At 68.2% G+C, this 26,263-nt stretch carries 26 protein-coding genes; 5 read left to right on the top strand and 21 right to left on the bottom strand.

All coding sequences use genetic code 11. The features are described from left to right. Window positions 1-82: 82 nt before the first annotated feature. The 20 genes from fliF to MJ605_RS02490 form a co-directional block, all read right to left on the bottom strand. Window positions 83-1,792, bottom strand: a complete 1,710-nt coding sequence (fliF, locus tag MJ605_RS02585) for a flagellar basal-body MS-ring/collar protein FliF (protein ID WP_243039292.1) — start codon at window positions 1,790-1,792, stop codon at window positions 83-85. Window positions 1,793-1,841: 49 nt separating this feature from the next. Further along, window positions 1,842-2,165, bottom strand: coding sequence for a flagellar hook-basal body complex protein FliE (fliE, locus tag MJ605_RS02580; RefSeq protein WP_243039291.1), 324 nt, complete (start codon window positions 2,163-2,165; stop codon window positions 1,842-1,844). A gap of 120 nt (window positions 2,166-2,285) precedes the next feature. After that, entirely contained in the window at window positions 2,286-3,737 is a 1,452-nt protein-coding gene (locus MJ605_RS02575) for a sigma-54 dependent transcriptional regulator (RefSeq protein WP_243039290.1), read from the bottom strand. A gap of 315 nt (window positions 3,738-4,052) precedes the next feature. Next, on the bottom strand, window positions 4,053-4,634 hold the full coding sequence (locus tag MJ605_RS02570; protein ID WP_243039289.1) for a PilZ domain-containing protein: 582 nt from the start codon (window positions 4,632-4,634) through the stop codon (window positions 4,053-4,055). A gap of 86 nt (window positions 4,635-4,720) precedes the next feature. Continuing rightward, a complete protein-coding gene (locus MJ605_RS02565) occupies window positions 4,721-5,014 on the bottom strand; it encodes a flagellar protein FliT (protein ID WP_243039288.1) in 294 nt (97 codons plus the stop codon). After that, window positions 5,011-5,442: a flagellar export chaperone FliS gene (gene fliS / locus MJ605_RS02560; protein ID WP_243039287.1), complete on the bottom strand. Its 432-nt coding sequence runs from the start codon at window positions 5,440-5,442 to the stop codon at window positions 5,011-5,013. The genes MJ605_RS02565 and fliS overlap by 4 nt, the downstream gene beginning before the upstream one ends. Window positions 5,443-5,458: 16 nt before the next feature. Further along, window positions 5,459-6,979, bottom strand: coding sequence for a flagellar filament capping protein FliD (gene fliD / locus MJ605_RS02555; RefSeq protein WP_243039286.1), 1,521 nt, complete (start codon window positions 6,977-6,979; stop codon window positions 5,459-5,461). Window positions 6,980-7,175: 196 nt separating this feature from the next. Then, window positions 7,176-8,978 carry a flagellin N-terminal helical domain-containing protein gene (locus MJ605_RS02550; RefSeq protein WP_243039285.1) on the bottom strand — a complete coding sequence of 601 codons (1,803 nt, stop codon included), beginning with the start codon at window positions 8,976-8,978 and terminating at the stop codon, window positions 7,176-7,178. Window positions 8,979-9,217: 239 nt separating this feature from the next. Then, entirely contained in the window at window positions 9,218-10,444 is a 1,227-nt protein-coding gene (flgL, locus tag MJ605_RS02545) for a flagellar hook-associated protein FlgL (RefSeq protein WP_243039284.1), read from the bottom strand. 6 nt (window positions 10,445-10,450) lie between these two features. Beyond that, window positions 10,451-12,328, bottom strand: coding sequence for a flagellar hook-associated protein FlgK (gene flgK, locus MJ605_RS02540; RefSeq protein WP_243039283.1), 1,878 nt, complete (start codon window positions 12,326-12,328; stop codon window positions 10,451-10,453). A gap of 24 nt (window positions 12,329-12,352) precedes the next feature. Then, window positions 12,353-13,309: a flagellar assembly peptidoglycan hydrolase FlgJ gene (gene flgJ, locus MJ605_RS02535; RefSeq protein ID WP_243039282.1), complete on the bottom strand. Its 957-nt coding sequence runs from the start codon at window positions 13,307-13,309 to the stop codon at window positions 12,353-12,355. After that, a complete protein-coding gene (locus MJ605_RS02530) occupies window positions 13,309-14,391 on the bottom strand; it encodes a flagellar basal body P-ring protein FlgI (protein ID WP_243039281.1) in 1,083 nt (360 codons plus the stop codon). Before MJ605_RS02530 ends, flgJ begins: the two co-directional genes overlap by 1 nt. Window positions 14,392-14,585: 194 nt before the next feature. Continuing rightward, window positions 14,586-15,269, bottom strand: coding sequence for a flagellar basal body L-ring protein FlgH (flgH, locus tag MJ605_RS02525; RefSeq protein ID WP_243039280.1), 684 nt, complete (start codon window positions 15,267-15,269; stop codon window positions 14,586-14,588). An 8-nt stretch (window positions 15,270-15,277) separates the two neighbouring features. Then, window positions 15,278-16,063 (bottom strand): flagellar basal-body rod protein FlgG, encoded by a 786-nt coding sequence (gene flgG / locus MJ605_RS02520; protein WP_243039279.1) that lies wholly within the window; start codon window positions 16,061-16,063, stop codon window positions 15,278-15,280. 27 nt (window positions 16,064-16,090) lie between these two features. Next, window positions 16,091-16,831: a flagellar basal-body rod protein FlgF gene (gene flgF, locus MJ605_RS02515; protein ID WP_243039278.1), complete on the bottom strand. Its 741-nt coding sequence runs from the start codon at window positions 16,829-16,831 to the stop codon at window positions 16,091-16,093. A 25-nt stretch (window positions 16,832-16,856) separates the two neighbouring features. Continuing rightward, a complete protein-coding gene (gene flgE, locus MJ605_RS02510) occupies window positions 16,857-18,074 on the bottom strand; it encodes a flagellar hook protein FlgE (protein WP_243039277.1) in 1,218 nt (405 codons plus the stop codon). Between the two features lie 33 nt (window positions 18,075-18,107). Then, entirely contained in the window at window positions 18,108-18,785 is a 678-nt protein-coding gene (locus MJ605_RS19330) for a flagellar hook assembly protein FlgD (RefSeq protein ID WP_243039276.1), read from the bottom strand. Window positions 18,786-18,803: 18 nt separating this feature from the next. Beyond that, window positions 18,804-19,232, bottom strand: coding sequence for a flagellar basal body rod protein FlgC (flgC, locus tag MJ605_RS02500; RefSeq protein ID WP_243039275.1), 429 nt, complete (start codon window positions 19,230-19,232; stop codon window positions 18,804-18,806). Then, window positions 19,232-19,633 carry a flagellar basal body rod protein FlgB gene (gene flgB / locus MJ605_RS02495; RefSeq protein WP_243039274.1) on the bottom strand — a complete coding sequence of 134 codons (402 nt, stop codon included), beginning with the start codon at window positions 19,631-19,633 and terminating at the stop codon, window positions 19,232-19,234. Before flgB ends, flgC begins: the two co-directional genes overlap by 1 nt. A 240-nt stretch (window positions 19,634-19,873) precedes the next feature. After that, window positions 19,874-20,806, bottom strand: coding sequence for a chemotaxis protein (locus MJ605_RS02490; protein ID WP_243039273.1), 933 nt, complete (start codon window positions 20,804-20,806; stop codon window positions 19,874-19,876). A gap of 167 nt (window positions 20,807-20,973) precedes the next feature. Between MJ605_RS02490 and MJ605_RS02485 the strand changes: the two genes are divergently transcribed. The 5 genes from MJ605_RS02485 to MJ605_RS02465 all read left to right on the top strand — a co-directional run bounded on the left by MJ605_RS02485 (window position 20,974) and on the right by MJ605_RS02465 (window position 25,164). Next, window positions 20,974-22,281, top strand: a complete 1,308-nt coding sequence (locus MJ605_RS02485) for a methyl-accepting chemotaxis protein (RefSeq protein ID WP_279237363.1) — start codon at window positions 20,974-20,976, stop codon at window positions 22,279-22,281. Further along, complete coding sequence (flgA, locus tag MJ605_RS02480) at window positions 22,278-22,970, top strand: flagellar basal body P-ring formation chaperone FlgA (RefSeq protein WP_243039272.1); 693 nt, start codon at window positions 22,278-22,280, stop codon at window positions 22,968-22,970. Before MJ605_RS02485 ends, flgA begins: the two co-directional genes overlap by 4 nt. A gap of 76 nt (window positions 22,971-23,046) precedes the next feature. After that, complete coding sequence (gene flgM, locus MJ605_RS02475) at window positions 23,047-23,370, top strand: flagellar biosynthesis anti-sigma factor FlgM (protein ID WP_243039271.1); 324 nt, start codon at window positions 23,047-23,049, stop codon at window positions 23,368-23,370. Beyond that, a complete protein-coding gene (locus tag MJ605_RS02470) occupies window positions 23,367-23,813 on the top strand; it encodes a flagella synthesis protein FlgN (protein WP_243039270.1) in 447 nt (148 codons plus the stop codon). Before flgM ends, MJ605_RS02470 begins: the two co-directional genes overlap by 4 nt. A 94-nt stretch (window positions 23,814-23,907) precedes the next feature. Beyond that, window positions 23,908-25,164, top strand: a complete 1,257-nt coding sequence (locus MJ605_RS02465) for an EAL and HDOD domain-containing protein (protein WP_243039269.1) — start codon at window positions 23,908-23,910, stop codon at window positions 25,162-25,164. Between the two features lie 81 nt (window positions 25,165-25,245). On the opposite strand, the gene MJ605_RS02460 is transcribed toward MJ605_RS02465, so the two are convergent. After that, window positions 25,246-26,259, bottom strand: a complete 1,014-nt coding sequence (locus tag MJ605_RS02460; RefSeq protein WP_243039268.1) for a TMEM43 family protein — start codon at window positions 26,257-26,259, stop codon at window positions 25,246-25,248. Window positions 26,260-26,263 lie beyond the last annotated feature (4 nt).

Raw genomic sequence — 26,263 nt, 5'->3', positions numbered from 1 at the left:
ACCCGTCCGCCGCGCCGCGCCACGCAAGGCACGCCCATGTCTTATCGGCCGAACGCGGCCCGTCCCAAGCCCGATGGCGTGCTCAGCCGCCATCCTCGCCCACCCAGCTCTTGACCACCTGCGCCACCTGCTTGGGGTTGTCGCTGACCATGCGGCGCGCCAGGCCGATGCGCTGCTCGTAGGCCACGGTCGGCGCCACGCCGTTGTTGAGGCGGACCAGTTCGTCGCCCTCGTCCTTGTCGCCCACGCGCACCGAGATGGTCGGCGCCACCGGTTGCTGCGCCACCGCCAGTCCCTTGCCCGGCGCCGGGCCGCGGGCGAGGCCGCGCAGCAGCGGGCGCAGCAGGCCGAAGGCGACCAGCAGCGCCACCAGGATGCCGGCGGCCTGCTTGATAAGGTCGAGCATGCCGGGACGCTCCCAGAACGGCTGCTCCGGCAGCGCGGTATCCGGGGCAGCGTCCTGGTGGAAGGGCTGGTTGATCACACTGACGCTGTCCCCGCGCGCCTCGCTGTAGCCCACCGCGTTGCGGGTGAGCGTGGTGAGGTGGTCCAGTTCCTGCGCGGTGAACGGCACGCTCTTGGGCCCCTTGTCGCCAGGCACCGTCTTGTTGTCCACCACCACCGCCACGGTAAGCCGGGCCAGCCGGCCCGCCGGGTCGCTGACGTGGCTGATGGTACGGTCCAGTTCGTAGTTGCGCGTGGCGCTGCTGGAATTCTCGCCGGGCGGCGGCGGCGTGGCCACGGCGGCGGCATTGGCGCCCTTGCCGGTGGCCGGTTTGCCGGCATTCGGGCGGGCCGCCGTGGGTTGCGCCACCGTGTTGGGCGGCTGGTTGCTCAGCGCGCCCGGGATGCCGGCGTCGTTGGCGGTGCCGGTGCGCTGCTCGCTGCTGGTCTGCTCGCTGCGCAGCGCCGGGTGGTCGTGGCCATAGGTTTCGGTGGCCTTCTCGGTCTCGCTGAAATCCAGGTCCGCATAGACCTGCGCGCGCACCTTGCCGGGACCGACCAGCGGCGTCAGCAGTTCCTCGATGCGCTGCGCGTAGGTGTTCTCCAGGCGGGTGGCCAGGCGCATCCGCGCATCGCCGATGGCGCTGGCGCTGCCCGGGTCGCTGGTGGTGAGCAGTTGGCCCTGCTGGTCCACCACCGACACCTGCTTGGGATCGAGGTTGGGCACGCTGGAGGCCACCAGGTGCACGATAGCCGCCACCTGGCTGGCATCGAGCTGCCGGCCGGGATAGAGCGTCACCAGCACCGAGGCGCTCGCCTCGTGGCTGTCGCGGATGAACGCGGAAGGCTTGGGCAGCGCCAGGTGCACGCGCGCGGCGCGCACCGACTGCAGGCCGGCGATGGTGTTGCCCAGGTCGGTCTCCAGCATCTGCTGGTAGCGCGTGCGCTCGGCCAGGTCGCTCATGCCGAACGGCGAATCGCCGCCGGGTGTGGTAGCCGTCGCCACGCTGCCCTGCGGCAGGCCCTGCGAGGCGAGCTTGAGCCGGATGGCCGCCAGGTCGGCGGCGGGCACCATGATCGAGGCGCCGTCCGGCCCCAGCGTGTAGGGCGTGTTGGCGGCCTGCAGCGCCTGCGTGACGGCCGCGGCGTCCTTTTGGTCCAGGCCCGCGTACAGCAGGCCGTAGTTGGGACCGCGCGACCACAGCACCACGGCCACGCCCAGCGCCACGGCCGCGGCCACGCCCACCAGCAGCAGCAGCTGCCGCGTGGCGGGCGTGCGCGCCAGTTGCTTGAGGTCCAGGCGAGAACCGGCCTTGTCGTCGGTGGTCGCTAGGGCGTTATCGGCCATGAAGGAAGCTCGTGCGGTAGGGGTGCCGGAACGTGGTCGGGAAAATCGCTCAGATCGACATGTTCATGATGTTGTTGTACGCATCGACCAGCTTGTTGCGCACCTGGGTCAGGGTGTTCAACGACAGGTCCGCCTTGTTGATGGCGACCATGGTGCGGCCCAGGTCCGCGCCCGCGTCGCCACGCTCGAAACCTGCCGCGAGCTGGCCCGCCTGGGTCTGCGCCTCGGCCACGGAGCCGATGGATTGCTTGAGCAGCGTGGAGAAATCAGTCTGCGCGGGCGCCGCGCCGATCGCCTGCTCGGTATTGGGCTTGAGCTGCGAGGACAGCTGGCGCATCTGCGACAACAGGTTGTTGACGTCGATCTGGCTCATGTCGGAATTCCAACGCGTGACGATGTTCTAGGGGTGTAGAAGCACGATGCGTGCCACGGCCTTTCCCCCGCGCAGCCTCTTGTAGGAGCGCGAGGAGAGGGGCGAGGGCGAAGGCGTGTGTTACGCCTGCAGGCTCGGCTGCAGGCCGTACTTGCGCAGCTTCTCCACCAGGGTGGTGCGCTGCATGCGCAGCAGCTTGGCCGCATGCGCCACCACGCCGCCGGTGACGTCAAGCGCTTGACGGATCAGGCCCACCTCGATGTCGGCCAGGTGGTCCTTCAGGTCCAGGCCGCCCTCCGGCAGCATCACCAGCGAGTCGGCGGGCATCACCGTCATCGGCTCGGGCAGCACGCTGGACTGTCCCGTCATCAGGGAAAGCAACGCCGCGCCGCGCACTTCCTCGATCACCTGCTGGCCGCGGTATTTCTCCGGCAGGTCGTTCACGCGCACCTCGCTGTGCGGATAGAGGATGGCCAGGCGCTCCACCAGGTTGTACAGCTCGCGCACGTTGCCCGGCCAGCTGTAGCCATGCAGCGCATGCATCGCGCCCGCGCTGAAGCGCACGCTGCCCAGGCCGCGGCGCGCCAGGCGCTGGTTGAACTCGTTGACCAGTTCCGGCAGGTCGTCCAGGTGCTCGCGCAGGCCCGGCATCTCCAGCGGGAACACGCTCAGGCGGTAGTACAGGTCCTCGCGGAACCGTCCATCGGCGATGGCGGCCTCCAGGTTGCGGTGGGTGGCGGCGATGATGCGCACGTCGCATCGCTGCGTGCGGTTGCTGCCCACCCGCTCGAACACACGCTCCTGCAGCACGCGCAGCAGCTTCACCTGCATCGGCAGGCTCATGTCGCCAATCTCGTCGAGGAACAGCGTGCCGCCCTCGGCCAGCTCGAAGCGGCCCTTGCGGGTGCTGATGGCCCCGGTGAACGCGCCCTTCTCGTGGCCGAACAGCTCGCTCTCCAGCAGTTCGGCGGGAATCGCGCCGCAATTGATGGCGACGAACGGCTTGTCGCGCCGCGGCGAGCACTCGTGGATGCTGCGCGCCACCATTTCCTTGCCGGTGCCCGACTCGCCCAGCACCAGCACGCTGGAATCGAACGGGGCCACCTGGCGCACCAGCGCGTTGACGCGCGCCATCGGGGCAGAGCTGCCCACCAGCCGCAATTCCGGCCGGCGCGGGACGGCCTGCGCCTGCGGCCCGCGCAGCAGCTCGGCCAGCTGCTCGTAGCGCAGCGGGAACTCGAGGATGCCGATACGGCCGGCGCACGGCGAGGCATCCGCCCCCAGGCGCGACAACCAGGCCGAATCGGAGGCCAGCAACACCATCACATGCGCCGCGGCCGGTCCCAGCAGCGAGAACTGCCGCTCCGCCTCGGCATCGTCATCCACGCATCCCACATAGACGGCACGCCAGGCATGGGAGGCTTCGTCGAAGGTTTCGATCACTTCGCCATGCCGCGGTCGATAACCAAGGAACTCCATGGCCGCCATGACTGATTCCGCCCTGCGGTGATCCGCTTCGATCACCAGTACATCGAACTTGCCTGCGCCTGCTTCGCTTGCGTGCTGCTTCATCGGTAACCCCTGAACCGTGGACTGCGTGCTCGTTAGCGACGATCCCTCGTCACCCCTTGCCCGGGGTTCAGCAAGAAGAAGGCCAGTCCACAACGCTTTTTCGACGCAGGCGGCTGCCGGACAGCGTCACCTGTGCGGCCAATTGCCGTGGGGATTCGCAAGGGTGTGCAGCATGTCCATGAATTTACTGGCGTAAGCCAGCGAAGGAAGCTGCGCCGGAAAGTGACCTTCCGCGGCAATCGCGCGTGAAGCGCGTCAAAGTTTTTTCGTGTCGACTTTTCGTAACGTGATGTAGTTCACATAGTCGTTGTGTTGTCAGGTTACTTCCCAAAATCCTGTCAGCCGCTTGCCTGCCACTTTACGTCGGTGGTGACGGAACACGAGCCTCTCGATGGCGTCGAGCGTCACTTCGTCGAGCGCCTCGAACACCGCGAAAACGTGATCTACATCACACTCTTGTGCGGCGACAGGCATAAGCCGTGCCGAAAGTTCCAACGGCAGCGCCAGGCAACCGTCGAAATGCAGGCGCAGCAGCGCGGCGGCCGCGCCGGTGGGCCACAAAGCGCGCGGCAGCAGCGCACCGACGGCGTTGAAGCGGACCGCCCGGCGCGGCGGCAGCACCGCATCGCGCCGCAGCAACTGCTCCAGCATCGCCATCAGGACATTCATCTTGCTGTCCAGCCGCAGCAGTTCCTGCGCCAGCGGGTTTTCGTCGTCCAGGGCGTCGTTGCGCCGCTCGCCGAACGCGGCCAGCGTGCCGAGCACTCCCAGGTTGCGTTCGCGCATCGCCGCCAGTTGCTGCTCGCCTAGTGGGGCGGCCAGGGGCTCGCAGCCCGCGTGCAGCTCATCCTCGTAGCTGACCCGGTCGGTGAATGCGTGCCAGGGAGAGTCTTGCATGGGCGCCTCATTCGCTCCGCGGCGGCGCCGCTGGAATACGTCGGCATTATGCGCGTATTCGATGCGGCGACAGCCTCGAACTGGCGTCAGTCGATACCTACATGAAGATAGGTGCTCAGCGCCCGGTGGCGTTGGTGGTGCTGGTCCAGCGCATCGCGGGCCTTGGCCCGGGCATCCTCGGCCAGGGTGCGCAGCTCTTCGTTGTGGCTCAGCAGGACACCCAGGGTGTCGGCCGTGGCGGCCTCGGACATCGGCAGCCCGGCCAGCAGCCGGCGCCGCTCCTGGTCCAGCGCAGCCACTTCCAGCCATTCCCCCGCATGGGCCGAGGCGAGCATGCGCGCGCTGACCTCGAGGATCCCGGGCGCCGCCTGGGCGTTCATGCGGCGGCCACCGCGGCGGGACGCTGCGAGGCCAGGAAGGTCTCGCGGATCTGGCGCCAGGCGTCGCGGATCGGCGTCAGCAGGGCCACCGCCTCGTCCAGCGCGCGCTCGTCGTCGTTGAGCTGCGCCTGCAGCAGGCGCCGTCCCACATAGTCGTACAGCGCATCGAGCCGGCCGGCCAGGGTGGCGTCGGCGCCGTGGTCCAGGCTGGCGCGCAATTCGCCCAGGATGGCCAGTGCACGGCTGAAATGCTGGCCCTTCGCCGGCACGTCGCCGCGAACCATGGCGCCGCGTGCCTGGCTGATGCGGTCGAACATGCCGTCGTAGAGCATGCCGATCAGCTGGTGACGGTCCGCCCCCTCGACGCTGCCGCGCGCGCTGGTGTCCTGATACATCGCGCTGGCGTTGCGCATGTAGCCGTAGGTCATGGTCGCTTCCCCACGTTCAATTGTTCGAGCTGTTGTTGGAGTTGTTCAACTGCGCCAGCGCCGTGGTCAGGTAGCTGCTGGTGTTGTTGAGCGAGGACATCAGCGTGTCCAGCGCGGTGTACTGCTGCTGGAGCTGCGTCTGGTAGGTGTTCATGCGCGCATTGAGCGAGGTCTGCTGCTGGCTCAGCTGGGTCAGCGTGTCGTTCAGGCTGTTCATCCGCGTCGTGATGATGCCGTCGGACGACGTATAGGCGTCGATGGTCGTGTTCAGCGTGGTGGCATAGCCGTTGGTGCCGGTGAACAGGTCCTTCACCGCCGCGGAATTGGACTGGAAGGCCGAGGCCAGCTTGTCCGAATCCAGGCTGAGCGTGCCGTCCGGATTGCGCGTGATGCCGAGGCTGGCCAGCGTGCCGATGCTGTTGCCCTTGACCGAGCTGCTGAGCACCGAGCCGATCTGGCGCTGCACCGAGGTGAGCGTGGTATCGCCCAGCAGCGGCCCTGCGGTGCCGCTGGCCTGGCCGGCGACGCTGCTGGTCTCGCTGAAGCTGGACAGCTGCGACACCGTGCTGACATAGCTGTTGTACGCGGTGACGAAGCCCTGGATGGCGTTGGTCGCCGCCGTGTTGTCCTGTGCCACCGTCAGCGTGTTGGTGCCGGTGGCGGTGAGGTTGAGCGTGACGCCGTCCATCATGCCGGTCACGCTGTTCGTGGCACTGGTGACCGGAATGCCGTCGATGGTCAGCTTGGCGTCCTGGGCCTCGTTGGCGCCCGCGGTGTTCAGCGTGTTGGCCAGGCCGAGCAGGCCGTCGCTGCTGGTGGCGTCGGCGCTGACCGAGAAGGCATTGGCCACGCCGGTCTTGCTCGAGCTCAGCATCAGCTGCTGGCCGTTCACGCCATTGACGATGGTGGCGGTGACGCCCGGGTTGGAAGAGGAATTGTTGATCGCGCTGGCGATGTTGGACAGCGAATCGGTGGCCGACACCGAGACATTCATGGTGCTGGAGCCCACCGTGATGTTCAGCGTGCCCGCCCCCACCGCCGAGCCGGCCGTATAGGCGCCGCTGGCGCGCTTCTGCGCCGTCGCCAGCTGGCTCACCTCGATGCTGTAGGTGCCGGGGTGGGCGTTGGCCATGGTGGTGGCGGTGCCGATGCTGCTGTCGCCGCCCGGCGTCAGCGTGGCGGTATAGCTGCTGAAGGTGCTGGCCGAGGTGAGCGTGTCCAGCGCGTTCTGCAGGCTGCCCAGGGCGGAATTGAGCGAGGAAAGGCCGCTCAGCAGGGTATTGGTCTGGTTGGTGCGCGTGGTGATCTGCTGCTGCGGCGCGGCCGCGCGCGCGTTCACCAGCGCATTGACGATCGAGTCGACGTCCAGCCCCGAGCCGATGCCCAGCGAGCTGATGGTGCCGCCGCCCGAGGCGTTGCCGTAGGTGGCGCCCGTGGCGCTGCTGGACGAAGCGCTGCTGCCGCTCCCCGCGCCGGAAAGCTGGTTGAGCAGTGCACTGAGACTGTTGCCGGAGGTGGCATTGCCGGTAGAGCTCATCGCTTGTCTATCCCTTAATGTCCCGAACTGATCCCGCTGCGGGCGGGGGTATCGAGCCGCCGGCAAAATCCTCGCACGCCAGGACTTTGCCGGTGGCTCCCGTGACACCTGGCGGGCCGCTCGAAGCGGACCCGCCGGGTGGTACTGCCGGTCGCCGTGGCCACGCCCAGGGAGAGGCGTGGCCGGCGTGCGTCCGTTACTGCAACAGCTTCAGCACCTGCTGCGGGTTGGAGTTGGCCTGCGCCAGCACCGAGATGCCCGCCTGCTGCAGCACCTGCGCCTTGCTGAGGTTGGCCGTCTCGGCCGCGAAGTCCGCGTCCTGGATGGTCGACTGCGAGGCCTGCAGGTTGGTCGTCTGCGCCGCCACCGTGGAGATGGTGGACTGGAAGCGGTTCTGCACCGCGCCCAGCTGCGCCGAGAAGTCGCTGACCGCCTGCAGGGCCACGTCGATGCGCGAGATCAGCGCATTGGCGTCGTCCACCGTCTTTACGTCGGAACCGGCGAGCGAGCCGCTGGTCGCGATGGCCGTCGCGTCCGCCTGGGTATCGGCGGCACCGCTGAACTTCAGCGCGTTGGTCGCGGTGGAGGCCGCATCGGCCGCCGTGCCGTAGATGGTCAGCGCGGAGCTGGAGTACAGGTTGAGGCCCGTGCCATCGGCATTCACCGCCGCGCTCACGCTCAGGCTCGAACCATCGCTGTTCTTGTAGCTGGCGGCATTAATGGCATCGGCCAGGTCCTGCACGCTGGTGAAGGTGCCCGTGATGTTGGTGCCGTCGATGTTCAGGTCACCGGCAGCCAGGGTCACCGACTGGGCAGTGCCCGCCGCACCGTTGGTACCGAACTCGGCGGCGACGCCGGTGGTGGCGCCGGTACCCGGCGTAGCGGCGCCAGCGCTGGCCGCAGGCACGTTGGTCAGGCTCAGCGCGGTGGCTTCGGTACCACCGAAGGTGATCGCCGTGCCGGTGCTGTTGGAGAAGTCCAGCTCGCCGCTGGTCGCATCGACTGTGGCGATGTTGCCGCCGGCAGCCGTATTGATGGCATCGGCCAACTGCTGCGCGGTGGTGTAGGTACCAGCGGCAACGTTGGTGCCGTTGACCGTCAGGTCGCCAGCCGCCAGCGTGAGGCCGGCGCCGCCCACAGCGGCAGGCACGCCGGTGGAGGATGCCGTGCCGGGCACCGTACCCGTGGTCTGGGCGGCAACCGTCAGGTTGGCGCCGACCACCGTCGCGGCCTGGGCGCCGGCAAAGGTGACGGCAGTGGCGGAGCTGTTGGAGAAGTCCAGTTCCCCGCTGGTCGCATCGACCGAAGCAAAGTTGTTGTCGCCAACGGCCGTATTGATCGCATTGGCAAGATCCTGAGCCGAGGCATACGTGCCAGCCAGGTCGGTGCCATTGACGCTCAGGTCGCCAGCGGCCAGCGTCAGGCTCTTGGTGCCGCTGTTCTTGAACAGGCCGCTGATGTCGCCGGTCTTGCTGGTCGCGATCTGGCCAATGTCGCTGGCCTTCACGCTGGTGCCCAGGCTCACGCTGATGGTCTGGCCCACGTCGGCGCCGATCTGGAAGCTCTTGGTGCCCAGCGAGCCGTCCAGCACCTTCGAACCGTTGAAGGTGGTCTGGTTGGCGATACGGGTGATTTCCGCCAGGCGCTGCTGCACTTCCTGGTCCATCGAGTTGCGGTCGTCGTCGGTGTAGGTACCGTTGGCCGACTGCACGGCGAGGTCGCGGATGGCCTGCAGGTTGGCGGTGACCTGGTCCAGCGCGGAACCGGCGGTCTGCGCCAGGTTGATGGCGTCCGAGGCATTGGCGCTGGCTTGGGTCAGGCCGCCGATCTGGGTGGTGTAGCGCTGGGCGATGGCGAAGCCGGCGGCGTTGTCGGCCGCGCTGTTGATCTTCAGGCCCGACGACAGGCGCTGCGTGGCCTGCGACAAGGCGTTCTGCGACTTGGTCAGGTTATTCTGCGCGGTCAGCGACGAAATATTGGTATTGATAACGAGAGACATGGATTTCTCCTGCGGAACCGGTAGCCGGTCTGTTGGCGTTGTCGTTCCGGCGTCAGGGTTCCCGTTTGGGCTCACCATCCGCCTCGGTGAGCTTTTCGGCGCTGGCTCGGATTACTTGAGCCGATGGTGCCATTTCGTGATGCAGCTCACTTGTCGCGCTGACAAAACCGCAAGCTTGCGTTCCGTCTTGCCTCCCGCCCGAGGGAAAACCGCAACATCCTGCCCGTCGATCGCCATGCCTACTTGAGGTAGTTGAACAGGCTCATCGACTTCACCTGCGCGAACACCTGCTGCGTCGCCTGCAGCGCCGTCGATTGCAGCGACAGGTTGCTGATCGCGGTATAGGCGTCCGCGCCCTGCACGTCCGACAGCGCGGTCTGGTAGGTGACGTTGAGGTCGCTGTAGGTGCCTTGCTGCTGCGTCAACGTGTCCAGCCGTCCGCCGATGGCGACCTGGGTCGCGCTGATCGCCGACTGCGCCTGATCGATCGACTCGATCTGCCGGTTCATGGCATTGGTCAGCTGCGTATCGCTGCCACCGCCCTGCAGGGCGGCGATCATGTTGTTCAAGGTGCTGAACACGTCCTGCTGCTGGCCCGAGGCCACGCTGACCGTGTCGCCCGCCGCGGGCGTGCCGCTCATGGCGATGGTCATGCCGTTGAAGCTGATCGAGCCGCCATCCGTGTAGGTTCCCGTCACCGCGTTGCCGCTGCTGTCGAGCACCGGATTGCCATTGGCATCCGCGGCCGTCCAGTTGCCGTCCGCATCGAAGGTGATGGTATAGCCGCCACCGCTGCCGGCCAGCGCGCTGCTCCAGGCCGAAAGATCGGTGACGCTGTTGGAACCGACCACCAGCGTGCCGATATTGCCCGAACCGGCATTGGCCACGAAGGAGCCGTTGCCCTGCGGGATGTTCATGAACAGGCCCGCGCCCGAATCGCCGGTGACGACCTGCAGGCCCGAGCCGATGGCCGAGAACTGCTCGCCGCCGTTGCCGGAATAGCTGACCACGCCATTGGCGCCCACCTGGAACGGCGTGGTGGTGGTGCTGGTGCCGGCGAACAGCGCGTTGCCGTTGCTGTCGGTGGTGTTGGCCAGTTGCACCAGCTGGTCGCGGATCTGGCTGAGCTGGCTGGCGATGCTCTGGCGGTCGCTGTCCGACAGGGTGCCGTTGACGGCCTGCAAGCCCAGCGTGCGCACGGTGTCGAGCGCGCTATTGACCGAGCTGAGCGTGCTCGCCTCGGTATTCAGGCGGGTGGTGGCGCTGTCGATATTGGTCGAATACTGGGTATTGGCCGCGATGACGTGGTTGAGGCTGACCACCTGCCCCGCGCCGGCCGGATCGTCCGAGGCCACGTTGATGCGGTTGCCCGTATCGACCTGGTTCTGCGTCACCGCCAGCGCGCTCTGCTGGCTGAGCATGGTGGTGAGCGACTGCTGGTACATCCACGCGGTGGAGAGACGCATAACGGATTATCCCTGGATCGCCGTGATCAGGCTGGAAAAGATGGTCTGCGCGGTGGAGATCACCTGTGCGGAGGCCTGGTAGGCCTGCTGGTAGCGCACGAGGTTGGCGGCCTCCTCGTCGAGGTTCACGCCGGACACGCTCTGCTGCGCCGACATCGCCTGGTTGTACAGGCTGGTCTGCGTGGTGAGGTTGGTCTGGGCCTGGCTGCCCACCGTGCCGATATTGGTGGTCAGCGTGCCGTAGGCATCGACCACCGACTGAGTGCCGCCGGCAAGCACGCCCTTGTCGGCCAGCCCGGCCAGCGCCAGCGCGTTGCTGGTGTCGTTGAGGCCGTTGCTGTTGATGCCGATGCTGAAGCTGTCGCCCGCCGCCGGCGTGCCGGAGGGGGTGATGCTCCAGCCGTTGGCGCTGATGGTCTGGCCCGGCGCATAGCTGCCACTGGCCAACACGGTGACGCCATCGCTGCCGAGGACCTGATAGGTGCCGGCCGTCGGGAAACTGACGGTGGCGTTGCTGAGCAGCGCGGCATTGGCCGGATCGTCCACCGTCACCGAACCGATGCTGCCGTTGCCGGTGTTGCTGGTGGCCGCCGTCGCCGCCAGCGCCGCGGCGGCGGCGATATCGTTGGGGTCGGTCATGGTCAGCGCCAGGCCGGTGGCGGCCTGCCGCGTGGGCTGGATCTGGAAGCTGTCGCCCGCCTGCGCGGTGCCCGACAGGGTGAAGGTGAGGCCATCCGCCGAATAGGTGCCGTCGGCGTTGGCGGTCATCGCCACGCTCTGGCCACTGGTGGTCTGCAGGTTCCAGTTGGCGCCGTCGTAGCTCAGCACGTAGTCGTTGCTGGTGAGCTGGGATACGTCGCTGATGGCGGCCGATACGCTGGCGCTGCCCTGGTTGGCGGAACTGGCCTGCACGGCCGGCGAAGGCACGCTGAACATCGACCCGCCCTGCTTGCCGTAGAGATCCAGGCCCATCGACTGCTGCTGGTTGACACTGCTGGCCAGCGCCACGGCCGCCTGCCCCAGCTGGTTCTGCACGCCGTCCAGCACGTTGCTGCGGTAATCCAGCAGGGCGCCCAGGCTGCCGCCGCTCAGCTTGCTGCTGATGTCGGTGCCGGTGCTGTCGAACACGTCGGTGCGCGAGGCATCGTAGGCGTTGCCGCCGGTGGTCAGCGCGAACGACTTGTCCCCGCTGACCAGGGCCTGGCCGCTGGAGGCGTACACGCTGATGGTGCCGTCCTTCTGCGTGTAGGTGGACACGCCCAGGTAGCCCGACAGCGTCTGCACCATGCTGTCGCGCTGGTCCAGCAGGTCGTTGGGCGGGTTGTCGCCTGCCTCGCGGATCTTGGCGTTGAGGTCGGCGATGCTGCTGGCGACGCTGTTGATGCTGTTGACCGTGTTGCCGATCTGGCTGTTCACCTGGCTTTGCTGCGAGGCCAGCTGCTGGCCCAGCGTATTGAACACGGTGACCAGGGAGCTGGCGTTGCCCAGCAGCGACTGGCGGCTGGAGGCCACGCCCGGGGTGTTGGCCACCGTGCTGAAGGCGCCGTAGAAATTGTCCAGCGCGCTCTGCAGGTTGCCGCTGGCGCTGAGCGCGCCGTTGAGCGTGGTGGCCAGGTCGTTGTACGTGGTGGCGCGCTGCAGGCCGGAGTTGCTGCTCCACAGCGCGGTGGTGAGGAAGTCGCTATAGGCGCGCTGCACCGACTGCACGTCCACGCCGCTGCCGATGGTGTAGTTCCCCGCCGACTGCGTAATGCTCTCGACCTGTACCACCGTCTGGCGGCTGTACCCGGCCGTGTTGACGTTGCTGATGTTGTTGCCGACCGTGCTCAGCGCTACCTGCGCCGCGCTGAGTCCTGAAGCACCGATGTTGAGAAGATTGGACATGGGTCATTCATTCCGGGGGTCGGATCACTCGGAGGGATTCGGCGCGTCGCCGACTTTCTTGAGCGCCTCGCGGCGGATGGTGTCGAGTGCGTCACGCATCGCAGGGCTGTTGGCGATCGCCACGATTTTTTGCGCATACGAGGGATCGGTGGCGTACCCGCCGCTGACCAGGCCATGGGCGAAGCCCACCACGTCCTCGCCGCGGTTGAGCGCACGGGCGTAGCGCGGATTGTCCGCAATCAATTGCGCATAGTCGTCGAAGGATTCGCCCGGATTGGCATAGGCGCGGAACTGGGCATGGCGGCGCACCGGCACCCCGTCCTCGAATTCCAGGGTCGGCACGCTCACCTTCTCGCCGTCCCAGCCGCCACCGGCCTTCATGCCGAACAGGTTGTTGCTGGTGTCGCCATTGGCATGGGCCGGCAGGCGCTGGCCCCACTGGGTCTCCAGCGCGGCCTGGGCCAGCACGGCGCGCACCGACACGCCCAGCCGGTCGGCCGCCTTCTGCGCGTAGGGCGCCAGCTGGCGCACGAAATCCTGGGCATCCTGCGGCAGCCACTTGAGCACCCGCGCGCCCGCCGCGCGGGCCGTGCCCGCCACCGAGCGCAGCCGCTCGCGCCAATCGTCGTCCACCGCCGCCACGCTGGCGGCATCGGCGCCGTTGGTGCTGGCGCCGCCGAGCTGGCGCTCCAGCATCTGGGCGATGCCCAGCCCGTTGCCGTGCTGTGACAGCTCGATCGACAGCTGCTGGTCGAACATGTCGCGCCAGGCATCGCCGGCCTCGCTGTCGAACAGGCCGTCGCCCGCACTGGCCTCGCGCATGGACTTGAGCATCATCTGGGTGAAGATCGACTCGAACTGCCTGGCCACCGCCGGCAGGGTCGATTTCGCGTCGGCCTGCGCGCTCTGCCGCAGCGCCTGGAACCCGGACAGGTCGGTCCAGGTACTGAGGCTCTTGGCAGCATCGCCCGGCAACGCCATCAGATCACCACCAGCTCGGCATGCAAGGCGCCGGCTTGCTTGAGCGCCTGCAGGATGGAGATCAGATCGCTGGGCGAGGCACCCACCTGGTTCACCGCGCGCACGATGGTGTCGAGGTTGGTGCCGGGGCCGAACTTGAACATGTGGCCGCCGTCCTCGCTGATCTGCACGTCGCTCTGCGGCACCACCACGGTCTGCCCGCCCTTGCTGAAGGGACCGGGCTGGCTCACCTGCGGCTGCTCGCTGATGGTGACCTGGATCGAGCCATGCGCCACCGCGGCCGGCGTCACCCGCACCTCGGAACCGATCACCACCGTGCCGGTGCGCGAGTTGACCACCACGCGCGCGGGCGCCTCGCCCGGCGTCACGTCCAGTGCCTGGATGGCGCCCAGCCACGCCACGCGCTGGCTGGGATCGGCCGGGCCGCGCACGGCGACCGAACCGCCATCGATGGCGCTGGCGGTGCCGACGCCATAGGTACGGTTGATCGCCTCGGCGATGCGCGTGGCGGTGGTGAAGTCGGCCGTATTCAGGTCCAGCACCAGGTCGCCGCCATTGCCGAAGGTCGAGGCCACGGCCCGTTCCACCGTGGCGCCGTTGGGCACGCGCCCGCTGGCGGAAATATTCACCTGCACGCTGGAGCCGCTCCTGCCCGAGGCGCTGACGCCGCCGACCACCACGCTGCCCTGCGCCATGGCATAGACGTTGCCGTCGGCGCCGCGCAGCGGCGTCATCAGCAGCTCGCCGCCGCGGATGCTCTTGGCGTTGCCGATCGAGGCCACGGTGACGTCGATCGCCTGGCCCGGCTTGGCGAATGGCGGCAGCTGCGCGGTGACCGTCACCGCCGCCGCGTTCTTCAGCTGCGGGCGCACGTTGGCCGGCACCGTGATGCCGAACTGCACCAGCATGTTCTCCAGGCTTTGCGTGGTGAACGGCGTCTGCGTGGTCTGGTCGCCGCTGTTGTCCAGGCCCACCACCAGGCCATAGCCGATCAACTGGTTGCTGCGCACGCCGGCCACCTGGGCCAGGTCGCGGATCTTGTCGGCATGCAGCGGGGCCGAGAGGATGGCGAAGGCAAGCATGGCGAGGATGAAAGCCCACCCCCTCCCCAGCCCTCCCCTGTGCGCAAGGGCGGGAAAAATGCGGCGCCTGGCTTCTTCCCTGTCCACCGAGGGGAGAGAAGCACCATGCTCTGCTCCTCCTGCTTGCAGGGAGAGGCTGGGAGGGAGTGGCGCCACGCCAGCGCACGGCACCGGACCTGTGACGGACGCGTTCATCAATACGGCATCCACTTGGAGTTGAAGAAGCGCGACAGCCAGCCCTGCGTGTTCGCGTCGGCCAGCGTGCCCTTGCCGGTATAGGCGATCTGCGCGGCGGCCACGCGCGTGGACGGCACGCTGTTGTCCTGCAGGATGTCCTGCGGACGCACGATGCCGGAGATGCGGATCAGCTCCTGGCCCTGGTTGATGGTGACTTCCTTCTCGCCGCGCACCAGCAGGTTGCCGTTGGACAGGCGCTGCGCCACGGTGACCGTGATCGAGCCGCTGAGCTGGTTGCTCTGGCTGCTGTCGCCGCTGCCGTCGAAGGTGCGGTTGCTGTTGAGGCTGGAGTCGGCGGTCTGCCCGCCCAGTTTCAGCGTCTGCCCGAGCAGGGTGGGCGCGCCCATCGTGCTCGCATCCTTCTTGCTGGTATTGGTGGTGGCCTTCTTCGAGGCCTGCGTGCTCTCCACCAGCGAGATGGTGAGGATGTCGCCCACGCGGTGCGCGCGCGCGTCGTTGAACAGCTCCATGCCCTGGTCGGCATGGTAGATCGCGCCATCGGTCGGCGGCGGCGCGGCGCTCTCCACCGGCATGGTGGCGGCCCACTGGTGGTCGTCGCGCGGCGCCTGCATGACGCAGCCGGCCAGCGCGGCCAGCGACAGCGCGGCGGTGATTCGTGGCAGCAAACGGAAGGACGGCATGGCGGTGCTCACATCTTGTCGGTCAGGTCCTGCAGCATCTGGTCGGTACTGCTGATCGCCTTGGAATTCATCTCATAGGTGCGCTGGGTCTCGATCATGTTGACCATCTCGGCCACCACGTTGACGTTGGACGACTCCAGCGAGCCCTGCAGCAGCGAGCCCATGCCGTTGAGCGAGGGCTGCCCGGTCTGCGGCGCGCCGCTGGAGGCGGTTTCCACGTAGAGGTTCTGCCCCATCGGCTGCAGGCCCGCCGGATTGAGGAAATCGGCCAGTTGCAGCGTACCCAGCGTGGTCGGCGTGGCGGTGGCGGTGGTGGTCGCCGACACGGTGCCGTCCGCGCCGATGGTGATGCTCTGCACGCCCTGCGGGATGGTGATGGCCGGGTCCAGCGGATAGCCGTCCGCGGTCACCAACTGGCCGTTCACGTCGGTATGCAACGAGCCGTCGCGCGTGTAGGCCAGCGTGCCGTCCGGCATCGTCACCTGCAGGAAGCCGCGGCCCTGAATGGCCACGTCCAGCGAATTGCCGGTCTGGGTGATGTTGCCCTCGGTGAACAGCTTCTCGTTGGCCACCACGCGCACGCCGGTGCCCAGCATCAGGCCCGACGGCGACATGGTCTGCTCGGTGGTCTGCCCGCCGGGCTGGCCCTTGTTCTGGTACATCAGGTCCTGGAACGACGCGCGCGAGCTCTTGAACGCGGTGGTGTTGGCGTTGGCCAGGTTATCGGAGATCACGTCCATGCGCGTCTGCTGCGCGTCTAGGCCGGTCTTGGCGATCCACAGGGAAGAAAACATCGGTCACTCCACGGAAGGGCGGCAGGCTCAGCTGGACTGCAGCAGCTTGAGGGCGGAATCGGCGTTGTCCTCGGAGGTCTTGATGGACTTCACCTGCATGTCGTACTGGCGCGAAAGCGCGATCATCTTCACCAGCTCGGTGGAAGGATTCACGTTGCTGCCCTCGAGCTGGCCCGAGGCGATCGTGACGGTGTCATCGAGACCCGCCGCGCCACCGTCCGCCATGTGCATCAGGCCGTCCGCGCCCTGCGTGAGCTGGGCCGGGTCGGGATTGACCAGCTTGATGCGGTCGATGATCGCCAGGGCATTGGGACCCTCGCCCTGCGGCACGCTGGAAATCGTGCCGTCGGCGCCGATGCTGATGTCGGTCGCCGGAGGGATGGTGATGGGCCCGGAACCGCCCATCACCGGATTGCCCCGGCTGTCGGTCAGGCCGCCGTCGGCGGTGAGCTGCAGGTCGCCCGCGCGGGTGTAGCCTTCCGTGCCGTCCGGCGCCTGCACGGCGATCCAGCCGTCGCCGCGCACGGAGATATCCAGCGAGCGCCCGGTGTCGATCGGCGCGCCCTGCCCGCCGTCCTGGCCCACGCCCTGCGCCACGGCGTTGATGCGCGAGCCGGCGCCCTGGCCGAGCACCGGCACGCTCTGGAACGCCGACAGCTGGCTCTTGAAGCCCACCGTGGATGCGTTGGCCAGGTTGTGGCTCACCGCCTCCTGGGCGCGCATGATCTGCGTCGCCCCGGTCATCGCTACATAGACGGAACGGTCCATGGTCAGCGCCTGCTCGTGTCAGCCATCAGCGCGAGACGGCGTTGAACAGCGCCGAGGCCAGTGTATTGTCGGTGGACAGCACCTGTGCGTTGGCCTGGTAGTCGCGCTGCGCCTGGATCATATCCACCAGCTGCGAGGTGGTGTCGGCCGTGTTGGAGCTTTCCAGCGCGCCGGACTGGATGGAGCCGAACTGGCCCACGCTCGCCGTGCCCATCACCGCCACGCCCGAATCGGTGCTCGCCGCCCAGCTGGCGTCGCCGATCTGGCGCAGGCCTTGCACGTTGGCGAAGTTGGCGATCGCCACCTGGCCGATCTGGGTGTTCTGGTTGTTGGAGTAGTAAGCGGTGACCACACCCTTGCTGTCGATGTCGATGTTGGACAGCGTGCCGGCCTCGAAGCCGTTCTGCGAGATGGTGCCGGCCGAGTAGTCCGTGCCGTACTGGGTGGTGTCGGTCACGTTGAGCGACAGTGTCAGCGGGGCCGCGCCGTTGCTCAGGTTCACCGTGTTGAAGGCCAGCGTGCCGTTGGTCGGCGTGGTGAGCTGGCCGGTGGAATCGAAGGTCATCGCCTGCGTGCCGGCGTTCTGGCCGTCCACGTACAGGTTGGCGTCCCAGGTGTTGGTGCCGGTCTTGACGTAGTAGATGGTGGCCTGGTGCGAGCCGCCCTGCGAGTCGTACACGGTCACCGGCGCGGCCGCGTTGTAGCTGGTGGAATCGCTGGTGCTGAACGCGTTGGCCGGCACGCTGGCATTGGCCGGCAGGTTCGAGGTCATGGTGATCTGCGAGGTCGCCGTGGCGTTGCTCTGCGCCGTCACCCAGCTGAAGTCGGTGAGCGTGCTGGTGTCGAAGCCGCCGGCGCCGTTGGGCGGATAGATCTGCAGGCGCGAGCCGTCCGGCGTGGTGATGTAGCCGCTGGGGTCCTTCTGGAAATCGCCGGCGCGCGTATAGGTCACGCCGCTGCCGTTGTTGACCACGAAGAATCCATTGCCGCTGATCGCCAGGTCCAGGCTGTTGTCGGTGGTCTGGATGTCGCCCTGGCTGAACTGCTGCGCCACGTCCTGCAGGCGCACGCCGCTGCCCACCGCGGTGGAGTTGAGGTTGAGGCCGGTCACCGCGTAGATGTCGGCGAACTCCGCGCGCGAACCCTTGAAGCCCGTGGTGTTGGCGTTGGCGATGTTGTTGGCGATGACGTTGAGATCGGACTGGGCCGCATTGATGCCGCTGAGCGCCGTATTGAGTGCCATGTTCGGTTCCTCGTGATGAGTGCGCGTGGAGCGTTAGAGAATCTGTGCCACCTGGCTGAGCGGCACGCCGCCCACGCCAGCGACCTGCAGGTAGGTACCCACCGAATCGCCGCCGTAGCCCACGCCGGTGACCGTGCCGGCCACGTAGGTGTCCAGCGAGGCGCTGCCGGAGGTAGCCTTCAGCGTGTAGCTGCCGCTGGCCACGGCGTTGCCGCTATCGTCCTTGCCGTCCCAGGTGAACTGCGCAAGGCCGGCGTTCTGGCTGCCCAGCGGCAAGGTGCGGACCACGTTGCCGCTGGCATCCAGCACCTGCACGGTGACGCTGCCCGCGTTGGTCACGTTGACCGCGCCGGTGATGCTGTCGCTGCCGTCGTAGGTCGCCGTGCCCGAAGGCACCATCACCTCGCGGTTGACCAGGTTCGACGAATTGAGCACCTGCGAGGTCTGCAGCGCCGAACTCACGTTGCTGCTGAACGACTGCAGGTCCGTATCCAGCTGCTGCGTCGCCGACAGCTGGCTGAACTGCGCCATCTGCGAGACGAACTGCGAGTTGTCGACGGGGTTGGTGGGATCCTGCGCCTGCAGCTGGGCCGTCATCAGCTTGAGGAAGTCGGCCTGCGTCATAGTGCTGGACAGTGCCTGGTTCACGTTGGTGCTCGATGAACTGCCGGCGCTGTTGCTGGTGCTGCTGTTACTGGGAATGGTGGACACGTGGGCTTCCTCCCGGGCTTACTTGCCGAGGTCGAGGGTTTTGATCATCAGCTGCTTGGCGGTATTCATCGCTTCGACGTTGTTCTGGTACGAACGCGAGGCGGAAATCATGTTGACCAGCTCGTCGATGGGATTGACGTTGCTGCCGTAGACGTAGCCGTCCGCGTCGGCCATGGGATTGCCCGGCTCGTAGTGCGCCTGCACGTCGGCCTGGCTCTCGGTGATGCCCTGCACCTGCACGCCCACCGCACCGTCGCCCCCGGCCTCCTTGGCGCCGCCCAGCGAGCGCTGGACGGCGGCGAACAGCGGCTCCTTGGCGCGGTAGGCGCCCTCGGCCGTGCCCGACACGCTGTCGGCGTTGGCGAGGTTGCTGGCCACCGTGTTGAGGCGCAGCGATTGCGCGGCCATGCCGGAACCGGCCACGTCGAAAACCTTGAACATCGACATCAGCTCTGGCCTCCGGTGATAGCGGTGCGCAACATGTGGATCTGCGCGGTGATGAAGGAAAGGCTGGCCTGGTAATGCACGCTGTTGGCGGCGAAGTTGGCCTGCTCCACCTGGGTATCGACGGTATTGCCGTCCATCGTCGGCTGGCTGGGCACGCGATAGGCAAGCTGCTGCGAGGGCTGCGCCTGCGGGTTGATCTGCCCCGCCTGCGTGGTGGCCAACGGCAGGCTGTCGCCCTGCCCGCTGGCGCTGGCCAGGGCCTTCTTGAAATCGACGTCGCGCGCCAGGTAGCCCGGCGTGTCCGCATTGGCAAGGTTGCTCGCCAGCACTTCGCTACGCCGCTGCCACATGTCCAGCGCCTGGGTATGCAAGCCGAACAGGTTGTCGTTGATCGAACTCATCGCCCACTCCCGCGGAGGAGACCGCGGAAGGGTTCGAGCAATTTGCGTGCCACGGGGCCTGGGAACCGGCGCAGGGCCCGCCATGGCTGGGTTTGCGGGGTGGGGGCGGTGCTCCCGGGGAGGCCCGGGCATAGGGGGCGACGGAAATCCGACGCGGTTGGCAGCGGGTTCCCGTCGGGGCTTCTTCGGCATCCCTGCGAGGCCAGGGTGCGCTCCCACGGCACGGGCGCAACCACCCCCTCAAAACTTATCAAAATGCTCCGGCATCAACTCCAGCACCGTCTGCGCCAGCAGATCCGGCTGGAACTTCGCCACGAAGCGGTCGGCGTTCACCTCGCGCACCATCGCCTCGTTGAAGATGCCGCTGATCGAGCTGTGCAGCACCACCTTGAGCCTGCGCAGCTCCGGCGTCTCGCGGATGGCGCGCGTCAGCGCATAGCCGTCCATGCGGGGCATCTCGATGTCCGACACCACCAGGGTCACGCCCTCGCCCTCCGGCGCCTTCGCCAGGGACTTCAGGCGCTCCAACGCCTCCTCCCCGTCCTGCGCCACGATGCATTCCACGTCCATCTGGCGGAACAGGTTCACCAATTGGTTGCGCGCCACCAGCGAGTCGTCCACCACCATCACGCGGCGCGGCTGCAGGTCGTGCACGCGGGCCTGGCGCTGCATCGGGGCCGACAGTTCCGTCGGCGTGGCGTTGAGGCTGGCCAGCACCTGCTCCACGTCGACCACCGCCACCAGGGCGCCATCGACCCGCGTCACCGCGTTGACCCGGCTGCCGAAGCCCAGCGCGGGAGCCGGCGCCTCCAGCGAGGCGCCGTCGCAATGGACCAGCCGCTGCGGCTCGGCCACCAGGAAGCCCTGCATGGTGCGGTTGAACTCGGTGACCATCAGGTGCGCGGATGGAACGTCGCGCAGCGACGGATAGCCCAGCGCCACCGCCAGGTCGATCACCGGAATGGTGGTGCCGCGATAGTCGCAGCTGCCGGCCACCAGCGCATGGGCGCCGGGCATGCGTTCCAGCGGCGGGCGCCGCATCACCTCGCGCACCTTGAACACATTGATGCCGAACAGTTGCTCGTCGCCCATGCGGAACAGCAGCATGGCCACGCGGTTGTGGCCGGCCAGCCGGGTCTGCTGCTCCACCTTGTCCATCCACGTGCCGCTCATGCGGACTCCTCTCTGGCGGCCACGCCGCAGGCTACCTTTCGGCCTATCGGCCGGGCGGCCGCGCACTTGAGTGTCTCGCATGCCATGGCACGTCGCTTGCTTCTCAAGTTCCGACGGTTCCAGCCGATGTTGGAAGCGACCCTCTACAGGTAAGGAATAACCCACCCATGAGCCTGATCTGGAGCCAGCACCTCGCCGAGCTTGCACATGCCGCGGCGGCGGGCGATGCGGCGCGCGTGGCGCAGCTGTCCGCCCGCCACCCAAGCGCGGCCAGGGCGCTGGCGCCATTGCTGGCGGCCGTTTCCAGCACGCGGGCGCCGGCGGCCGTGGCCCTGCAGACGCTGGAGCAGCAGGGCCTGTTGCTCAGCGCCGCGCAGCAGCTGGCGCGCGAGCAGGCCGCCATGCACCAGTCCGCCCAGGAGAGCCGCGACGACGTCGGCCGCTTGACGGACGGCAGCGCCGGAATCTCGACGTCGCTGCAGCAGGTCGGCACCGGCCTGGACTATGCGCGGCAGACCGGCGAGGCTAGCGAGCGCAGCATCAGCGAGCTGGACGGGCAACTGCGCCTGCTGCGTACCGCGCTGTCGGCGATGAACCGCAACCAGAGCAAGCTGGCCGAGCAGGTGGCGCAGATCCGCAAGCTCACCGGCGTGGTGCAGGAGATCGCCCACCAGACCAATCTGGTCGCGCTCAATGCCGCCATCGAGGCCGCCCGCGCCGGCGAGGCGGGCCGCGGCTTCGCCGTGGTGGCCGACGAGGTGAAGCAACTGGCCGAGAAGACCAGCCAGACCACCGACGAGATCGAGCAGGTCACCGGCTCCATCGGCGACTTCTCCCAGCAGCTGGATGGCGACGTGCAGCAGGGCCTGCAGCGCCTGGAACGCGCGCAGAGCGGCCTGACCCAGACGGAAACCTCGCTGCACGACAGCGGCGAGGCCCTGCGCCAGATCGGCGAGCGCCTCGCCACCATGCAGAAGAACCAGGACGCCCAGCACGCGCGCGCCGTGGCCGCGCAGGCCGCGCTGGGCGTCTGGCACCGCCGCGCCGCCGAGGCGAGCCGCCAGACCGAAGCGCTGAACCGTGGTGCCCTGCTCGCCCACCGCCTGGCCCTGGATTGGCTGGAAAGCGAGAGCGGCACCGACCCGGCCAGCCTGAGCCTGACCGTGCGCGAGTCGGCCCAGGGCCTGCGCCAGGCCATGGACATGGCCCTGCAGGAACCGGCCGCGCTCGACCGCCGCTGGTTCGACACCCAGGCCCTGAGCCGCACCCTGCACCGCCTGACCGCCGGCCGCGAAGGCCATCCCGCCGCCAGCGCGCTGAGCGCCGCCGGCGAACGCCTGCGCGAACAGGGCAGCACCTTCGCCACCCTGCTGTGCGACGGCCAGTTGGAGCAGGCCAGCCAGTTGGTGCCGCAATTGGAAAGCGAGCGCGAGACCCTGCTGGCCCAGCTCAACGCGTTGCTGGCCGACCTATGACGCCACGCCCGCTGGCCGCCCTGCTGCTGAGCGCCCTGCTGCTGCCTTCCGCCCATGCCGCGGAACCGGCGCAGGCGGCGCGCGCCCAGGCGGAACAGTGGCTGCGCGGCCAATACGCCACGCCAGGCAGCCGCGTGGTGGCCCAGGCCGCCACGCTGGACTCGCGCCTGCAACTGGCCGCCTGTCCCTCGCCGCTGGCCGCCAGCCTGCAGGAGGGCACCCGCCTGATGCCGCGCATGAACGTCACCGTACGCTGCCCGGGCGAAGGCGGCTGGACCCTGCGCGTACCCGTGCAGATCCAGGTGTATCGCCAGGTGCTGGTGCTGGTGCGCCCGCTGCAGCGCGGCGATGGCGTGCGCGCCGACGACGTGCGCCTAGAAGAACGCGACATCACCCGCCTGGGCTACGGCTATGTCAGCGACCTGGCCGACCTGGAGGGCCGCACGCTGTCCCGGGCGCTGGGCGCCGGCAGCGTGGTGACTCCGGGCGCCCTGGGCGGCCGCACCGCCGTGAAGGCCGGCGACCAGGTCCAACTGGTATCCCGCCTGGACGGCATCGAGGTACGCGCCAGCGGCATCGCCCTGGGCAGCGGCGACAGCGGCTCGCGCCTGCGCGTGCGCAACGGCAGTTCCGGCAAGGTAGTCGATGCCATGGTCACCGCCCCGGGCGAGGTACTCGCCCTCCCCTAGCGGTGCCGCTAAAGTTTGCGGCCATCCGGCCGATCCCCTTGGTAACAGGGCCAAACCGCGTCAAGAGAACGGACCCATGACCACCACCATTTCCAACAATGGCTTGCCCAAGTTGCCCCAGCCCCCCAGCGGCCAGGGCAGCGGTGCCGCTCAAGGCACCGGCGGCGCCAGCAGCAGCGAGGCCGCCGGCGGCAGCGCCGGCGCGGACGACCGCGTGCAACTGACCGATTCGGCACGAGCCCTGCAGGAAGCCTCCCGCACCGCCAGCGGCAGCGCCATCGACACCAAGAAGGTGGAGCAGGTGCGCCAGTCGCTGGCCAGCGGCAACTACACGATCGATCCCGGCCGCATCGCCGACCGCATGCTGTCGCTGGAACGCCAGCTCAACGTGAAGCCATGAACCGCGCACTGCAAGCCGAACTGGACCATGCCCTGACGGCCGCGGTCGAGGAGATGCGGCTCGCAGTGGATCAATTGGCCGATACGCTGCAAGCCGAGCGCGCCGCGCTCGAATCCGCCAATGTCGATGCGCTCAACCGCGCCGGTGCCAGCAAGCACGGCCTGATGCTGCGCCTGGAACAGCTCGACGGCGAACGCGTGCAGCTCAGCCAAGGCGCCCCGGAGGCGGTGCGCGCACTGGCCCCGATGTGGCAGGACATCCTGCAGTCGCTGCGGGTCTGCCAGCAACTCAACCAACGCAACGGCGTGCTGGTCGGCGCCCGCCTGCAGCAGGTGCGCAAGGCGCTGGCCGTGCTGACCGGCAGCGACGCCGAGACCAGCGTCTACGGCCGCGCCGGCGAACTGCGCTCGAGCCTGCGCTCGCAAACGCTGGCACAGGCGTGAGCGTCATGCGACGCACGCGCCATCCGTCATCGTGCGTCCGCCTGCCGGCGGCCTGCGCCGCCCTGTCCCACCACCGCCATCACAGCGACCGATCATGAGCGAAGCCGTGGCCATCCCGCACGCCCCCGAGGGCTCCGCCGCCAGCGAACAGCCGTTGCCGGTCATCCGCCTGCCCATGCTGGACACCAAGCGTGAGCTGTTCGCCTACGAGATCGTGTTCCAGCACGAGAGCGAGGACGAGGCCGCCCTGATGCGCCGCGCGCTGGCCACCATCACCGATGGCGCGCTGGCCCGCCTGGTACGCGGCAACCGCACTTTCCTGCGCCTGACCCGCGAGCTGCTGATGGAGGAAACCGACGTACTGCAGCACCAGCCGCGCTTCGGCGTGGTGCTGCCGCCGGAAGCCGCCACCGACGCCCCGCTGGTCGAGCGCCTCTCGCGCATGGCGCAACGCGGCTGCCCGCTGATGCTCGATGCCGGCGACACCGTGCTGGAATACAACGCCGCGGTCGAGCCGCTGCTGCGGGTGGTGCAGTTCGTGCGCCTGGACGCCTGCAAGCTGGACCCGGCCACGCTGCGCTCGCGCAGCGAATACCTGCACACGCGCGGCATCCACGTGATCGCCGGCCACGTCGACGACCACGACACCTACCACCGTTGCGAAGAGCTGCCGCTGCAGGCCATCCAGGGCCGTTTCCTGCTCAAGCCCGAGCCGGTCGAAGTGCCCGTGCTCACGGCCAACCGGCTGAGCCTGCTGCGCCTGATGAAGGCCCTGCAAGAAGGCAATCCCGGGCCGGTGGAGCTGGGCCAGATCGTGCGCGACGACGCCATCCTCAGCTACAAGCTGCTGGGTTGCGTCAACTCCGCCTACTTCGCGCTGCCGCGCCAGCTCAAGTCGGTGCAGCAGGCGGCGATCTTCTTCGGCGCCACCCGCATGCGCAACTGGATCTACACCATGGCGCTGAGCGGCATGGCCGACCGGCCGCCGGAACTGCTGCGCGCCGCGCTGATCCGCGCCCACATGTGCGAGAAGCTGGCCCAGCACATGGCGCCGGAACAGCGCGAAATGGCCTTCACCGCCGGCCTGTTCTCGCTGCTGGATACGCTGATGGAAGCGCCGATGGATTTCGTGCTGTGGCACCTGCCGCTGGCGCGCGAGATCAGCAGCGCCCTGCTGGAGAACAAGGGCCCGTTCGCGCTCCTGCTGGAACAGATCCGCGCCTGGGAAGCGGGCGACCTGCGCGGCGGCGAGGCGCAACCGCAGCTGATCCGCCGCATGGCGGCGATCTACCTCGAGGCCACGCAGTGGGCCGACCATGTCTACGCCTTCGCGGACCAGCAGCCGAACTGACCTTCTCTTGGAGCCCCTCTGCAAGCAGGGGAGGGTTGGAAGAGGGGCGCTCGGCGGCCAAGCGGAGACTTTGAACGGGCTTTACTCGGTCGACGCGCGAATCCGCCATACGGCGAGCGCCATACCCGCCAGCGCCACGCCGAACCACGCGCCACCGGCCGCCATGTCCGTACCCAGCCACAGCGCACAGGCCACCGCGCCCACCAGCAGCGCGCCGGCGCCGGCGGCAAGCAGCAGGTCGTGGTGCGTGCGGTGGCGCTCGGGCAACAGCAGCAGCGCGCCGGACATGGCCAGCAGCAGCGCCACGACGCGCCGCAGCCACACGAAGGACGGCGCCTGCGGCACGTCGGGCACCACGTCGGCCAGGCTGCGGTCACCCACCTGCACGTCATAGCCCTTGCCGTCGGTGGCATGCGCGGCCGGCACCAGTTGGTCGCCGTTGATCTGCGCGAAGACGGTGACCTCCTGTGCCGGCACGGTTTCCCAACTCACCCGCAGGTCGCCCAGGCGCGGCTGATCCGGATGGCTGCTGGTGGTCAGGTAATGGTCGTAGAGCGAGAAGCTCGCGGCCAGGTTGGACGGCAGCGACTTCATGTCGGGTTGCAGCACCTCGCTGCCCGGCAGGGCGTGCAGCAGGGTGGGCGACAAGGTGTAGCCGCCCACGCGCACCCGCCCCGCATCGAACTGCTTGCCCTGGATCGGAAAGCTTTCGGGATTGGCATGCCCGGCCGGATGCTCGAAGTGGCGCGAATCGACCGGTCGCTCGACCCAGTCCTGCTCGTAGTGAACGTCGCCGCCCAGGCGTATCTCGCGCCACTGGAACATCGCCACGTGGCGGATCAGCACCGGGGCCTGCGCGCGCTGCCCGAACTCGGGGTCGTAGGGCGCCTCCACCACGTTGACCCGGCCGGCCACGCGCACCAGGTAGCCATGCTGGCCCGCGCTCGGCCCGGCATCGCCCAGGTCGAGGATCTGCCCGCCATGCCGGTCGGCGGCGTGGCGATGATCCAGCAGGCCCTGCTCGGTCATCGCCACCAGGCCGGCGCCGCCCAGCAACAGCAAGGCTCCCAGTACGCGTCGCAACCCTTGCTGCATATCG

This window comes from Dyella sedimenti (genome assembly GCF_022760995.1).
GTDB classification, from domain to species: Bacteria; Pseudomonadota; Gammaproteobacteria; order Xanthomonadales; family Rhodanobacteraceae; genus Dyella; species Dyella sedimenti.
This window is presented reverse-complemented; position numbering and strand designations above follow the sequence as displayed.